Annotated in this window: 11 protein-coding genes; 8 read left to right on the top strand and 3 right to left on the bottom strand. The window is 66.0% G+C overall.

The genetic code is table 11. The annotated features are described in order from the left end of the window. The first annotated feature begins 54 nt into the window (after positions 1–54). The 7 genes from NTCA1_RS01810 (at position 55) to NTCA1_RS01840 (ending at position 7,274) form a co-directional block, all read left to right on the top strand. Entirely contained in the window at positions 55–723 is a 669-nt protein-coding gene (locus tag NTCA1_RS01810) for a TetR/AcrR family transcriptional regulator (RefSeq protein WP_159827693.1), read from the top strand. 138 nt (positions 724–861) lie between these two features. After that, positions 862–1,845, top strand: a complete 984-nt coding sequence (locus NTCA1_RS01815; protein WP_159827696.1) for an MDR family oxidoreductase — start codon at positions 862–864, stop codon at positions 1,843–1,845. Between the two features lie 95 nt (positions 1,846–1,940). Then, positions 1,941–3,641 (top strand): class I adenylate-forming enzyme family protein, encoded by a 1,701-nt coding sequence (locus tag NTCA1_RS01820; RefSeq protein WP_159827699.1) that lies wholly within the window; start codon positions 1,941–1,943, stop codon positions 3,639–3,641. Between the two features lie 11 nt (positions 3,642–3,652). After that, complete coding sequence (locus NTCA1_RS01825) at positions 3,653–4,069, top strand: nuclear transport factor 2 family protein (protein ID WP_086490443.1); 417 nt, start codon at positions 3,653–3,655, stop codon at positions 4,067–4,069. Positions 4,070–4,211: 142 nt separating this feature from the next. Then, on the top strand, positions 4,212–4,949 hold the full coding sequence (locus tag NTCA1_RS01830; protein WP_159827702.1) for an SDR family oxidoreductase: 738 nt from the start codon (positions 4,212–4,214) through the stop codon (positions 4,947–4,949). Between the two features lie 47 nt (positions 4,950–4,996). Further along, positions 4,997–6,478, top strand: coding sequence for an aldehyde dehydrogenase family protein (locus tag NTCA1_RS01835; RefSeq protein WP_159828264.1), 1,482 nt, complete (start codon positions 4,997–4,999; stop codon positions 6,476–6,478). Beyond that, a complete protein-coding gene (locus tag NTCA1_RS01840) occupies positions 6,408–7,274 on the top strand; it encodes a TetR/AcrR family transcriptional regulator (protein WP_236549043.1) in 867 nt (288 codons plus the stop codon). Before NTCA1_RS01835 ends, NTCA1_RS01840 begins: the two co-directional genes overlap by 71 nt. A gap of 19 nt (positions 7,275–7,293) precedes the next feature. Here NTCA1_RS01840 and NTCA1_RS01845 read toward each other — a convergent pair whose 3' ends face one another. The 3 genes from NTCA1_RS01845 to NTCA1_RS01855 are packed head-to-tail and all read right to left on the bottom strand — an operon-like array spanning position 7,294 to position 13,038. Beyond that, positions 7,294–8,757, bottom strand: coding sequence for an efflux transporter outer membrane subunit (locus NTCA1_RS01845; RefSeq protein ID WP_159827705.1), 1,464 nt, complete (start codon positions 8,755–8,757; stop codon positions 7,294–7,296). Further along, positions 8,754–11,954 (bottom strand): efflux RND transporter permease subunit, encoded by a 3,201-nt coding sequence (locus NTCA1_RS01850; protein WP_159827708.1) that lies wholly within the window; start codon positions 11,952–11,954, stop codon positions 8,754–8,756. The genes NTCA1_RS01845 and NTCA1_RS01850 overlap by 4 nt, the downstream gene beginning before the upstream one ends. Positions 11,955–11,961: 7 nt before the next feature. Then, positions 11,962–13,038 (bottom strand): efflux RND transporter periplasmic adaptor subunit, encoded by a 1,077-nt coding sequence (locus NTCA1_RS01855; protein WP_159827711.1) that lies wholly within the window; start codon positions 13,036–13,038, stop codon positions 11,962–11,964. On the opposite strand from NTCA1_RS01855, the gene NTCA1_RS01860 reads away from it, so the two are divergent. After that, positions 13,037–13,345 (top strand): hypothetical protein, encoded by a 309-nt coding sequence (locus NTCA1_RS01860; protein ID WP_133084260.1) that lies wholly within the window; start codon positions 13,037–13,039, stop codon positions 13,343–13,345. The two genes, NTCA1_RS01855 and NTCA1_RS01860, sit on opposite strands and share 2 nt — an antisense overlap. The last annotated feature ends 106 nt before the right edge of the window (positions 13,346–13,451 follow it).

The following is a 13,451-nucleotide window of genomic DNA, read 5'->3' on the forward strand; positions in this document are numbered from 1 at the left end:
TCGATCAGTAAGCACGCCGCTATGCTCGCCCGTTCAATCAGGGAAGGGGCGAGCATGGAGGCGAAAACACGGCGCAGGGCGCGCGATCCGGTCGCGACGCGCGCCGTCATTCTGGATGCGGCGGCCAACCTCCTGGCCAAGGACGGGCCGGAAGGCGTCAGTCTGTCCGCCGTCGCCCATCTTGCCGCTGTCAATCGCGGCACGGCCTATCAGCATTTCGAAACGCGCGAAAAGCTGATCGAGGCGACCATCCAATGGGTCTCTGACAAGCTGTTCCATGCCGTTTTCGGCGACCCGGAAACCGTGGGCGAGCGCCGGGTCGAAGAAGTGGACGTGGTGTCGCTGACCGAGCGGCTGGCCGATTTCGCGATGGAAAACCCGGATATCTGCCGCGTCTGGCTTCAGCAGGTGCTGGCTTCACCGGACCCGTCTCAAGACCCGTTCTGGCGGGAATATTGCGGGTCGCTGGGCCGCTTTGCCGGCACCGAGCTGGCCGAGCCGGGTATCGATTTCGAGGTCTATTCGGTGATGAACCTCGCGGGTGTGTTCTTCTGGCCGATCCTCGCCCGTGCCCATGCCGCCGACGAGGGCGAGCGCCGGGAGTTGTCGCGCCGCTACTCGCGCGAGATTCTGCGGCTTTCGATGTATGGTACGATGCGCGCCAAGGCCTTCCCGAAGGTGGCGGACCTGCTGGCTGCGCACGGGGTTTCTCCCGGAGGATAGGGGGCGGCTGATACCCCGCCCGTGATGCCGCTTCGCCTAGGCGATGGCATGGGGCGGTGGCATTGACGGAGCGGCGCATATTCCCTTTCAGCTAGGGCCTGCATCGCCGGGCCGTACTGGCCCTTGAGGGAGTATGCCATGTTTTCCGCTATCGTGATCGACAAGACCGATGAGGGCCAGACGGTCACTCTCCAGCAGCTTGACGAAAGCGCGCTGCCCGAAGGCGATGTCGCCATCGACGTTGCTTTCTCGACGCTCAATTTCAAGGACGGGCTTGCCGTCACCGGCGCGTCGCCCGTGGTGCGCAAGTTCCCGATGGTGCCGGGGATCGACCTTGTCGGTACCGTCACCGAAAGCAGCCATGCCGACTGGAAAGCGGGCGATACCGTCGTGCTCAACGGCTGGGGCGTGGGCGAGGGCCACTGGGGCGGCCTGTCGCAGAAGGCGAAGCTCAAGGGTGACTGGCTGGTGCCGCTGCCTTCGGCCTTCACGCCGAAGCAGGCCATGGCGATCGGCACCGCCGGTTACACCGCTGCGCTTTGCGTCGATGCGCTGGTGGACTGGGGCGTGACCCCGGAGCAGGGCGAGATCCTTGTCACCGGCGCCACCGGCGGGGTCGGCTCGGTTGCCATCGCCATTCTCAAGAAGCTGGGCTACGCGGTCGCCGCGCTCACCGGCAAGCCGGGCGAGGCGGATTACCTGAAGGCGCTGGGCGCGGAAACGATCATCGACCGCGCCGAACTCGCCGAAAAGGGCAAGCCGCTCCAGAAGGAGCGCTGGGCGGGCGTGGTCGACACCGCCGGCAGCCACACGCTGGCCAATGCCATTGCGCAGACGAAGTACGGCGGCGCGGTGGCCGCTTGCGGTCTGGCGCAGGGCTTCGATCTGCCTTCCACCGTCATGCCTTTCATCCTGCGCGGTGTGTCGCTGCTGGGCATCGACAGCGTCATGGCCCCCAAGGCCAAGCGCCTCAAGGCCTGGGACCGTCTGGCCAGGGATCTCGACCCGGCGGCGCTGGAAACCATTGGCCAGACCATCGGCCTGGAGGGTGCCATCGAGGCTGCGCGCAAGTTCATGTCCGGTGAGGTCACCGGCCGATACATCGTGGACGTGAACGCCTGATGCAGCCGGTGCGGCGGGCGGTTTGAGGGAGCCGCACGCCGCACCTGTTTGACGGGAAGAGCGGGCAGAAACCCCGCAAGGATGACGAGGAAGGCATGGTCGAAGTCACGCAGAGCCTGTCCATCGCACGGGGCATTCCGCTGTCGGAAGAGCAGGGCATCGGCCCGCTGACGCTGGGCGGCTTCGTCCGCAAAGTGTCTCGCAGATACGGCCCTTCCGAAGCCGCCGTGATCCACCTTGGCGACCGGGTCGAACGCTGGACTTACGACGACCTCTGGGCCCGCTCGATGGAAGTTGCCCGCGCGCTCATGGCTTGCGGTGTCGGCAAGGGCGCTCGCGTCGGTGTGCTGGCGACGAACCGGCTGGAGTTCCTCTCCGGCGTTTTCGGCACGGCGCTGGCAGGCGGCGTGGCCATGACCGTGAGCACCTTCTTCACCCCCGCCGAGCTCGAAACCGTGTTGCAGATGGGCGCCTGCTCGGTGCTGCTGCTGGAGCGCAATGTTCTCAAGAAAGATTTCGCGCAGACGCTGGTCGATCTGGAACCGCAGATCGGTTCGGCCAAGCCCGGCGAAGTGGCTTCCACCAAGTTCCCGTTCCTGCGCCATCTTGCCGTGATCGACAGCGATGAAGGCCTTGGTGCGATAGAGGGCTGGAGCACGTTCCTCGCGCGCGGAAACAGCGTCGATCGGGCACTGGTCGATGCCGCTGCCGCCTCGGTGCAGCCGAGCGATCCGGGCGTGCTGTTCTTCTCCTCCGGCTCCACCGGCAAGGCCAAGGGCATCCTTTCCGCTCATCGCGGCGTCTGCCTGCAACTCTGGCGCTGGCCGCAGTGGTATGACGTGAAGGAACCGCCGCGCACATGGTCGGCGAATGGGTTCTTCTGGTCGGGCAATTTCTCGATGGCCTTGGGCGGTACGCTCGGTTCGGGCGGATCGCTGGTCTTGCAGCGCTGGTTCGACGCGGAGGAGGCGCTGTCTCTGATGGAAGCGGAAAAGGCGACGATGATGCTCGCCTGGCCGCACCAGTGGGCGCAATTGATGGCGGCTTCGAACTACGAGAGCGTTGACCTCTCGCCGATGCACTACATCGATGCGCTGACGCCCTGCGCGCAGCATCCGACCATCTCCACGACATGGCGCGAGCCGGGGCAAGCCTTCGGCAATACCGAGACCTTCACGCTGATCTCAGTTTTCCCCTCGGGCACGCCGGACGAAGTAGCGGGCAAGTCGCACGGCATTCCGACCGCGGGATCCACGATCAAGATCGTCGATCCGCTAAGCGGCGAAACGATGCCGCTGGGCGAGCGGGGCGAGATTGCCGTGAAGGGGCCGACGCTTATGCTGGGCTACCTTGGCGTACCGCTTGACGAGACGCTCGACGGCGACGGTTTCCTGCGCACGGCCGATGGCGGCTATATCGACGGGCAGGGCCGCCTGTTCTGGGAAGGCCGGTTGAACGACATCATCAAGACCGGCGGCGCCAATGTCTCTCCGCTGGAGATCGACGAAGTGATCCGCGCCCATCCAGAGGTCAAGATGGTGCAGACGGTGGGCGTGCCCGACGATCTGCTGGGCGAACTGGTGGTCTCCTGCATCGTCCCGGTGGAAGGCGTTCGCCCGGATGCCGGATCGATCCGCGATTTCGCCAGGGAAAAGCTCGCCAGCTACAAAGTGCCGCGCAAGGTGTTGTTCGTGGCCGAGAGCGATCTCAAGACCACCGGCAGTGCCAAGATCAAGACGGCGGAACTCCGCAAGCTGGCCGCCGAGCGGCTGCGGGCCGAGGCCACGCCCGGTTAAGGGGGAAGCGCATGGCACAGGCACTGGATTTCGGCGACTGGCTGGAGATCTGCAATCTCAAGGCCCGTTACTGCCGCCTGCTCGATACCAAGGACTGGGACGGCTGGGCCGCACTGTTCACCGAGGATTGCGAGATCGATACCCGGCCTAGCGGCGGCACGCTGGAGAGGGGCCGCGACCAGTTCGTCGCGATGGTCCGCAGTTCGCTGGCCGATGCGAAGACCGCGCATCAGGTCCACTCGCCCGAAATCACCTTTCACGGCGATAGCGCCGAGGTGATCTGGGCCATGCAGGACCGCGTGGTAAAGGGTGAATTCGCGCTGACCGGTTGTGGTCATTATCACGAGACGTGCGTGCGCTCCGCCGATGGCTGGAGGATCGCGAGGCAGACGCTCTCGCGCCTGATCGTGGAAATGGCGAAATCCTGAGATACCGCGCCTGCGCGTTATCGCGCCCATCGCGGCGCGAACCATCGTCATCGCGATAGGCGGCAACTTGCGAACGGGGTAGAGTTTGGGAAATCGTGCCGGTGTGACCGGCGCTCGAAAAGCCGTAACAGCGGGAGGATGCGTGGGTAAGACGATCGTGATCACTGGTGCCGGTGCGGGCCTTGGCCGTGCGCTCGCGCGGCGTTTTGCCGGTGAAGGGGAAACCGTGATCCTGCTGGGGCGCACGCTGTCCAAGGTGCAGGAACTGGCCGACGAGATCGGCGGCGCGGCCATGGCGGTGGAATGCGACGTGGCCTCTGCCGATTCCGTGCGAAAGGCTTTCCAGGCGATTGCCGAGAAGCACCCGAAGATCGACGTTCTGATCAACAATGCCGCGATCTACGAACCGTTCACGGTGGCCGAGGCGACCGACGCGCAGATCGACGGCATCATCGCCACCAATCTCAACGGTCCGATCTATTGCTGCCGCGCGGCGATCCCGATGATGGAAAAGGGCGGCCAGATCATCAACGTGGGCAGCGAATCCATCGCCGTGCCTTTCGTGATGCTCTCGCTCTATCAATGCACCAAGGCAGGCCTTGAGCGCTTTACCGAAGCGCTGGTCGATGAACTGGAGCCTGCGGGAATTCGTGTCACCACCGTCCGCGCCGGGCCGATGTACGAGGCGGGCAAGACCGCGCCGGGCTGGAATCCCGATGCCGCCATGCGTTTCCACCAGGGGTGTGCCGCGAAGGGGATCGATTTGCGCTCGCGGCCGATCTCCCGGACCGAGAATGTGACCGGCGTTTTCCGCTCGGTCATCGATCTGCCGCCCGACGTGCGGGTTCTCCATGTTTCGGTGGGAGCACGGCACGCATGAGCGACGTCCAAACCCTGCAAGACGCCATTCCCGCCAAGGATCAGACGATGACCAACCTTCCCGAAGCCAAGCTCTACATCGACGGAAAACTGCGCGGCGCCAGCAACGGGGCCACGTTCGACGTGATCAGCCCGTGGACCGGCGAGGCGATCGGCAAGGCGGCCGATGCCACGGCCGACGACGTGGATGCGGCCATCGCCGCTGCCCGCCGCGCTTTCGACGAGACCGACTGGTCCACCAACACCGAAAAGCGCGTGGCATTGGTGAAGAAGTACCGCGAACTGTTCGAAGCGGCGCGCCCGCGCCTTGGCGCGCTTGCCATGCACGAAGCCGGAGCGGCGCAAGGTGCGGTCAACCGCGCCCATGTCGACATGGCGCTCGACGGCTGGGACGATTACATGCGCGTCTTCGACCAGCTGGAATGGGAGAAGGACTACGGCGAGAAGCCGGCCTTCGGCATGATCCACAAGCGCGTGGGCGTTCGTGAGGCTATCGGTGTGGTCGGCGCCATCACGCCGTGGAACGTGCCGCTCTATGTCAACATCGGCAAGATGGTCGCCGCGCTGCTCGCCGGTTGCACCGTGATCCTGAAGCCCGCGCCCGATACGCCGGGCATGGGCGCGATCTTCGGTGAACTGGCGAAGGAAGCCGGTTTTCCCGATGGCGTCATCAACGTGGTGTTCGGCGCCGATCCGGCGCTGGCGGGCGAGATGCTCGTAACCGATCCGCGGGTGGACCTGATCTCGTTCACCGGCTCCACCGGCGTCGGCAAGCGCATCATGGAGCAGGGCGCCCCCACGCTGAAGCGCGTCTTCCTCGAACTGGGCGGCAAGTCGGCCAAGATCGTGCTGGACGACGCACCCAACTTCGCGATGGAAGTGGGTATGGCGATGCTGGTCTTCCACGCCGGGCAGGGCTGCGCGGTGCAGTCGCGCCTGCTGGTGCCGCGCAGCCGTTATGAGGAGGCCAAGGCCATTCTCAAGGGCGCTTACGGCAATTTCGGCGACAACTGGGGCGACATCGCCAATCCCGCGCACATCATGGGGCCGGTGATCTCCAGGCGCCAGATGGAGCGGGTGAAGAGCTATATCGACCTCGGCCAGGAAGAAGGCGCCACGTTGCTGGCAGGCGGCCAGATCCGCCCCGACAAGGGCGGCGGATATTTCGTGGAGCCGACCTGCTTCGTGGACGTTACCAATGACATGCGCATCGCCCAGGAAGAAATCTTCGGTCCCGTCCTTGTGGTCATCCCCTATGAGGACGACGACGATGCCGTGCGCATTGCCAACCAGAGTTCCTATGGCCTATCGGGCGGGGTCAGCTCGGGCGATCTGAACCGGGCCATCACTATCGCCAAGCGCGTGCGCACCGGCTCCATGAGCGTCAACAACGGCATGTGCATAGCCGGGGACATTCCCTTCGGCGGATACAAGGCGAGCGGCATGGGACGCGAATGGGGTGTCGAAGGCATCGAGGAATTCACGGACGTCAAGATCCTCGCCTGGCCGGTCGGCCAGGCTGCGGCCTGACGGGCGGGTCGAGGCTTTTCTGGCAAACGACAGCTCCGAAGATAGCGGCTCCGAACAGAACGGCGGGGATCAGGCCATTCCCGCTGTTCCGCCGCACCTTGCGGCCGCGGTCACCGACGCTTCGGCAGCGATCAGCCACAATCTTCACGGGCAGAAGCTGGGCCGCAAGGGCCGCGTCACGCGTGAGCGCATCCTTGCCGCGACGATCGATCTTGTCGAAAAGACCGACGAGCCGGTGACGCTTGGCGCCGTTGCGCGTGCGGTCGGGCTCGGCATGACCTCGATCTACAACTATTTCACCGACTTCACCGAGCTGCTGCTGGCCGTGCTGGAACCGGTGATGGGGTCGGCTCAGGACGAGTATTTCTCTCTGGCGCGGGAATATTGGCCGGACGAGCAGCTCAATGCACGGGCCATGGACTTCGTGCGGGCCTATCACGCCTTCTGGGCGCGGCACACCGGCCTGCTGCACTTGCGCAACTCCCTTGCCGACCAGTTCGACGTGCGGATCATGCACCAGCGCGTCAATTCGACCCGGCCGCTGATCGGCCTGTTCGTGGCGCAGATGGACCAGCGCGGCGTGCTGGGCGACACGGCCGTGCTGATGGCGACGACGCTGATGACCGGGATCGAGCGCTCGATCACGCTGGCTACCGACCGGCGGCTGCGCCGGATCCTCGGCACTCTGCCGGGTCGGCGCGAGGAAAGCCTGCTGGAGATCAACGCGCGGCTCATGGAACTTGCGATCCGCGACACCCGCGAGCGTGCGGCTGCGGAAGTGGCCGAGCGACCCTGACAAGAAGGCTGCGCGGGTTCTACTGTCCTGTCGGTGCCTGTTCCGCCGCAGGCGTCGCCTGATCGCCGCCCAGCACGCGATAGAGCGTGATGCGGTTGCTGGCGGAGGCCAGACGCACGGCGATTTCCTGCTGCCGCGCGCTGTAGAGGCTGCGCTGCGCATCGAGGTTCTCCAGCGAACTGGTGATCCCCTGGCGGTAGCTGGCCTCGGTCAGGCGCGCCGTGTCGGTGGCCGCCTCGGTAAAGCTGGACGCGGCGCGCAGGCGTTCCGCCAGCGTTCCCTGATCGGCCAGGGCATCGGCCACTTCGCGGAAGGCGGTCTGGATCGCCTTTTCGTAAGTGGCCAGCGCAGCGTCACGCTGGGCCTTGGTCACTTCGACATTGGCGCTTCTGCCGCCCGCGTTGAAGATCGACCAACTGGCCGCCGCGGTTCCGGTGGCGGAGAAGGCGCCCTTGTCGAACAGCGCGGACAGGGCATTGCTGGCGAAGCCGAGCAGGCCGGTCAGCGAGATCGAGGGGAACAGTTCGGCCCGCGCCGTGCCGATATCGGCATTGGCGGCGCGCAGGCTATACTCGGCCTCGAGCACGTCGGGGCGGCGGAGCAGAACCTGCGAGCTGGTGCCTGCGGGCAGTACCGCCAGCGATCCGGTGACCTGATCGAGGTCCGCCGGAAGCAGGCTTTCGTCGAAATCGGCGCCGACCAGAAGGCGGATCGCATTGACGTCCTGTGCCAGCGCGGTCGTCTGCGAGGCGACGTCGCCGCGCGCGGTTTCCAGCACCTGCTGGGCCTGACGCAGATCCGTGCGCGGCGCGACGCCGCCTTTCAGGCGGGCGCCGGTAAGCGTCACGCTGCGTTCCGCATTGGCGGCCGTAGCCTGGGCGATCTGGAGCAATTCCCGGTCGGCGGCGTAAGTGGCCCAGGCCTGCGCCAGATCGGCCACCAGACCGAGCCGCACGGTGCGCGCGGCGGCCTCGGTGGAAAGCGCGGTGTTGCGCTGTGCCGCGGTGGCGCTGGCATACTTGCCGAAGAAGTCCAACTCGAAGCTGGAGATGCCGCCCTGGAGGGAATAGGACGAGCGGTCACCCGTGCCGAAGCCTGCGCCCGAGCCGGTGCCAGTGGAGGACGTGCCGTTGGTTTCGGTGCGGCTGGCCGATCCGTCGATGCCGATGGCCGGGAACTGGTTGGCGCGCACCACCCGGACTTGTGCCCGCGCGGCGGCAAGGTTCGCGGCGGCGACCTGCAAGTCACGGTTGTTGATGAGCGCCTGCTCGACCAACGACTGGAGCCGAGGGTCGCGGAAGATTTCCGTATAGGAAACCAGCGGCAGCGCGGCCTCGCTCCGGGCCAGATAGGCATCGCCGACCGGCCAGGACACCGGGACCGGCGCGGCGGGCTGGACGTATTTCGGCGCCATGGAGCAGGCGCCGAGCGCCAGCGCCGACAGGGATACGGCCGCATGAGCCAGGATAGGGGAGCGGATCATGCGGCGCCTCCCTTGCGCTCGCGGCGTTGCTGGATGTGGCGGCGGACCGAGGCAAGGCCGTCGCGTACGCCGCGCCGCACGATGACGAAGAACAGCGGAATGAAGAAGATCGCGAGCAGGGTTGCGGTCAGCATGCCGCCGACCACGGCGGTGCCGATGGCGATGCGGCTGTTGGCACCCGCGCCGCTGGCGATGGCGAGCGGGATCACGCCGAAGATGAACGCGAAGCTGGTCATCAGGATCGGACGCAGGCGGATGCGCGCGGCTTCGAGGGCGGCCTCGATCACGCGCTTGCCCTGGCGTTCGGCCTGTTCGGCGAATTCGATCATCAGGATGGCGTTCTTGGCGGCGAGGCCCATGGTCGTCAGCAGGCCGATCTGGAGATAGACGTCGTTTTCGAGGCCGCGCAGCGTCACCGCCATGATCGCGCCGAGCAGGCCGAGCGGGATGACGAGGATGACCGCGACCGGGATCGACCAGCTTTCGTAAAGCGCGGCGAGGCAAAGGAACACCACCAGCAGCGAGAGCGCATAGAGCAGCGGCGCCTGGCCGGAGGAGAGCCGTTCCTGATAGGACGATCCGGCCCAGGCCACGGCGGTACCGGGCACCTGTGCGGCCAGTTCCTCCATCACGTCCATGGCCGTGCCCGAGCTGACGCCGCTGGCCGGGCTACCCGAGAACTCGTAGGCTTGGAGGCCGTTGAAACGCGAGGAGCTGCTGGGCGCGGTGGACCAGGCGATCGTCGAGAAGGCGGAGTAGGGTACCATTTGGCCGCTGGTGCCGCGCACGAACCAGTTGGCGAGGTCTTCGGGGCGCGAACGGAACTGGGCATCGCCCTGCACGAAGACGCGCTTGATGCGGCCCTTGTCGAGGAAGTCGTTGACGTAAGTGCCGCCCCATGCGGTCTGCAGGGTGGAGTTGGCGCTGGCCGCGGTCACGCCGTAAGTCGTCAGCGCGCGGGTATTGGTGTTGATCTTCAGCGTGGAGACGTCGGGAAGATCGCTCAGGCGCACGTTGGTGAGGCGGTCGTCGGCCATGGCCTTGGCAAGCACCTCGTCGCGGGCCTTCTGGAACTCGGCACGGGTCATGCCGCTGCGGTTCTGCAGCTCCATGGTGAAGCCCGCCGAGGAGCCGAGGCCGCGAATGGCGCCGGGCACCAGCGTGAACACCTGGGCGTCGCGCAGGCCCCGGAAGGCGCCGTTGGCACGCTGGACGATGGCGTCGGCGGTGTTCTTCGCGCCGGGGCGCTGTTCCCAGTCCACCAGGGTGATGAAGGCCTGGCCGCTGTTCTGGCCAGAGGCGCCCATGCCGCCGCCCGAAAGCGTGAACATGCTGGCGACGTTGCCCTTCTCGTACTTTTCGAAATAGTTCTCGACCTGGCGCTGCACTTCCTCGGTGCGGGTGCGCGGCGAGCCGGCGGGCAGGCGCCACTGCACCATGATCGTGCCCTGGTCCTCGTTCGGCAGGAAGCCGGTGGGCAGGCGCTGGAACAGCAGCAGGGTGGCGACGCAGGCGATGACGAACAGCAGCAGCCAGCGCCACTTGTGCTCGATCACGCGCTCGACGCGGCGGGCATAGCCGTTCGTCATGCGCTCGAACCCGTGGTTGAAGCCCTTGTGGAAGCGTTGCCAGAGGCGCGCGAGCCAGGGCAGGCGGCGCTCGATCCAGCTGGGCGTTTCCTCGCCTTCGAGCGACTTGGGCTTGAGCAGGGTGGCGGTCAGCGCCGGGCTGAGGATCAGCGCGACGAGCACCGAGAGCACCATGGCAACCACGATCGTCAGCGAGAACTGGCGGTAGATCACGCCGGTCGAGCCGCCGAAGAACGCCATCGGCAGGAACACCGCCGAGAGCACCAGCGCGATGGCGATCAGTGCGACCTGGATCTCCTCCATCGACTTGATGGTGGCCTCGCGCGCGGACATGCCGGGATTTTCCTCGAGCAGGCGCTCGACGTTCTCGACGACGACAATGGCATCATCGACCAGCAGGCCGATGGCGAGCACGAGCCCGAACAGGGTCAGCGTATTGATCGAGAACCCGGCGACGTAGAACACCGCGAAAGTGCCGAGCAGCACGACCGGCACGGCGATCGCCGGGATCAGCGTGGCGCGCCAGCTTTGCAGGAACACGAACATGACGATGACGACCAGCACGATCGCCTCGAACAAGGCCTTTTCGACTTCCGCGACCGAAAGCTTGATGAACGAGGTGCTATCGTTGCCGTAGATGTAGCCCAGGCCATCGGGCATGCCCTCGGCCAGGGTGCTCATCTCGGCCTTTACCAGCTCGGCCGTGGCCAGCGCGTCGGCGCCCGGCGACAGCGAGATGGAAATGCCCGCGCCGGGGTGGCCGTTGATGCGGCTGACGGTATTGTAGTTCTCCGCGCCGATCTCCACCCGGGCGACGTCGCCGATGGTGACGGTGGAGCCGTCGCTGTTGGTCTTGAGAACGATGTCGCGGAACTGCTGCGCGGTCTGGAGGCGCGTGCCGGCGGTGACGATCGCATCGATTGCCTGGTCCTTGGGCGCGGGCAGGCCGCCGATCTCGCCGGCGGCGACTTCGGTGTTCTGGGCGGTGATCGCCGAAGTCACGTCGCTGGGCATCAGGGCCACGGCGGCGAGCTTGGTGGGATCGAGCCAGATGCGCATGGCGTGCGGCGCGCCGAAGACGTTGACGTCGCCCACGCCTTCCACGCGCGAGAGCGGATCCTGGATGTTGGAGGTCAGATAGTCCGACACGTCCTGGTTGGAGCGGCTGTCGGTCTCGTCGTAGACCGCCACCAGCAGCAGCTGGTCGGGGTTCGACTTGGTGACCGTCACGCCCTGGCTCTGCACCGCCTGCGGCAGGCGGGAGAGCGCGGACTGGACCTTGTTCTGGACCTGGACCTGCGCAATGTCGGGATCGGTGCCCTTGGCGAAGATCACACTGATCGTCGCCTGGCCGCGGTTCGAGGACTGCGAGTTGAAGTAGAGCAGGCCGTCGATGCCGGTGAGCTGCTGCTCGATCACCTGGGTGACGCTGTTCTCGATCGTTTCGGCCGAGGCGCCGTTGTAGGTGGCGCGGATGTTGACCTGCGTCGGGGCGATGTCCGGGTACTGCTCGTTGGGCAGGAAGGCCAGGGCGCCGAGGCCCGCCAGCATGACGATGATGGCGAGGACCCAGGCGAAGATCGGCCGGTCGATGAAGATGCGCGACATTTTAAGCTCAGCGACCCTTCTTGCCGGAAGGCGGGGCGACCGTCTGCGCGGTAGTGGAGGCTACCGGCTTGATTTCGGCGCCCTGCTTCAGGCCGTTGAGACCCTGGACGATGACCTTGTCGCCTTTCTGGAGGCCGGAGGTGACGACCGCGTTCACGCCCTGAGTGCGTTCCGCCGAGACCTTGCGCCGTGCCGCCTTGTTGTCGGCGCCGACGACCATGACATAGGCCGAACCGTCGAAATCGCGCTGGACCGCATTCTGCGGCACCAGGAAGGCATTGGGGTCCGTCGCCTGGTCGAAGACCGAGGAGACAAACATGCCCGGCAGCAGGAGACCTTCCGGGTTGGGGAACTTCGCGCGCAGGGTGACCGTGCCGGTATCCTGATCGACGGTGACTTCGGAGAACTGCACCGTGCCGGGCAGGGCATATTCGGACCCGTCGTCGAACCTCAGGTGGACCTGGGTGCTGCCGGGATTGACCCCGCCTGCCGCCAGCTTGCGGCGCAGCGCGGTGAGGTCGGCAGCGGACTGCTGCATGTCGACGAAGATCGGGTCCATGCGCTGGATCACGGCCAGGGGATCGGCCTGGGTGGCACTGGCAAGCGCACCCACGGTCGAGAGCGAGCGGCCGATGCGGCCGCTGATCGGCGCGGGAAGCGTGGTGAAGCGCAAGTTGATCTTGGCGGTATCGAGCGTGGCGGCGTTCTGCGCGATCGAGGCCTTGGCCGAGCGGGCGGTGGCCAGGGCATCGATGTAGTCCTGCCGCGCCACCGCTTCCATGTCGGCCAGCGGCTTGTAGCGATCGGCCTTGGCCGAGGCGGCTTCGGCCGTGGCGCGCGCGCTGGCGAGATCGGCGGAAGCCTGGTTGACGGCGGCGCGGTAGAGGCTCGGGTCGATCTGGTAGAGCGGCTGTCCGGCGCGGACCAGACTGCCTTCGGTGAAGAGGCGCTTGACGATCACGCCGGTCACCTGCGGGCGAACTTCGCTGGTCTCGAAGGCGACGGTGCGGCCGCTCAGGGTGACGGCGACCGGGACGGAGGCGGGCTGGACGACGATGAAGCCCACTTCCGGGGCACCGCGCATGTCCTTTTTCTGCTCGCCGCCCGAACAGGCCGCAAGGAGGGCCACGGAAACCAGCGCAAAGCCGGTCTGGCGCAGAAGGGGAAATGCCGCAATCGAAGAAGACGTTATTTTCAAGTCGCGCACCGTCAAAAGTCCTGTGGGCGCTGCTATTCCGGCAATTGTTGCTGCCCGCAAGACGGCTTTTCGCAAGTGCGACAATTTGCGACCAAAAACGAAGATTCTGGTGCGTTTTGAGATGACCTATACGTCAAACGCCCCCGGGGTGCGGGGGGATGCTTTTGAAAATCCGCCCGCAGGCGGATTTTGAGCGGCACCGGCCCCAAGTCCCTCAGGCGCCCCACCCTGCCACCCGCTAGGATACTAAGTTCGGGTGGCAGGGTGGGGACACCTGAGGGACTTGGGGCCGGTGCCGC

The organism is Novosphingobium sp. TCA1 (assembly GCF_009811895.1).
GTDB classification, from domain to species: Bacteria; Pseudomonadota; Alphaproteobacteria; order Sphingomonadales; family Sphingomonadaceae; genus Novosphingobium; species Novosphingobium panipatense_A.